The sequence below is a fragment of the Pyrobaculum sp. genome (assembly GCF_049971835.1).
Lineage (GTDB): Archaea > Thermoproteota > Thermoprotei > Thermoproteales > Thermoproteaceae > Pyrobaculum.
The window spans coordinates 1-1,290 of sequence record NZ_JBMFKV010000367.1; the positions used below are offsets into that span (position 1 = coordinate 1).

Consider the following 1,290-nt stretch of genomic DNA (forward strand, 5'->3'; position numbering starts at 1 on the left):
GTCGGCGAGAGGATATACGCCGTCGAGAGGCCCGGCGCGGCTGAGATGCGGAGAGCCTTCGACGAGGCGTTGAGAGTGTTTGTAGAGAGGGGGAGGGAGGAGGCAATTCGAATTCTACACGAGAGAGCCGGGGAGCTACGCGTGTTTTATCAACAACGCGGCGGCGTCGACGAGGTTAAGACCGTGGAGAGGCTGGAGAGGGAGTACGCCAAGCTGTTAGAGAAGTTGCCTACAGACGTCGCCAAGAAGATGGCCTCTGTAGACGTGGTGAAGCCGGGGGAGAGGGCGGCCGCGCTTAGAGAGCTGTTGGAAAAAACCGCCGACGTGGAGACCGCCAAGAGGGCTCTTGAGCTTTATGCAAGAGGCGAGGGGCATCTGGCAGAGGCGGCCCGGGCGGCGAGGCGCGTCTTAGTAGAGGTGGAGAACACGCTAGCCGAGCTGGAGAGGGTGGCGCGGGAACACGCGGCGTTGAGAAGGCAGGCGGAGGAGGAGCTGGCTAGGTTTGAACAACACAAGATGAGCCTGAGACGGGCCCTGGAGGAGTATCTAAAGTGGAGAAGGGAGGTGGCGGAGGCCGAGGCTGAGTACAAGAGGCTGAAGGCGGAGTTCGACAGGGTCAGCGAAGAGGTGGAGAAGTGGAGGGGGGAGCTGTCGAGGCGCGTTGAGGAGTTGGAGAAGCTGGCAGAGAGGGCTGAGGAGGCCGGGGGGTTTGCCGAGGCGGAGAGGCTTAGGCAAGAGGCCGAGTATCTAAAAGCCACCGCCTCCCTCAACCCGGAGAGGCTTGTACACGCCGAGAGGGCGTTGAGAGAGGCGGAGGCTAGGCTGGCGAGGGTGGAGGGGGAGGCGCGTAGAGCCGAGGCGTATTTAAAAGCGGTGGGGGCCGAGGCGGCTCTCTCCGCGGCTAGGCTGAGGGAGTTGGTTAGACAGATGCAGGTGTTAGAAAAGGCGGAGGATGCGCCCACGGCCCTTTACTACATCCGCGATCTCCAAGGCGCCGGGGTGGAGGAGCTGGGTAGGTTGTTGTATAGAGCTGTGTATGCGGAGGAGAGCGGTGGGTATCTCCCAGATCCTCTGCTGTATCTAGTCGCCGTTGCGTTAAGAGAGCGGTGGGAGGCGGCCCGCGCCGGCGGCGACGTGGGGAAGATAAAAGCTGAAGCTGAGGCGCTGTGGGAGTTGGTAAGGGAGAGGAGGGGGGAGTTCCTCTCCGTGTTGAGAGAGGTGTATAGAGGCAGGGAGCTGGGGGTGAAGCTGGGCGTAGTGCGGGTGGATGAAGACGCCCTAGGCGCCTTG

1 pseudogene is annotated in these 1,290 nt (G+C 62.2%); it reads left to right on the plus strand.

What is annotated here, in order from left to right:
• A pseudogene (locus tag ACP5J3_RS14715) lies at positions 1 to 1,290 on the plus strand (hypothetical protein); the annotation flags it as partial.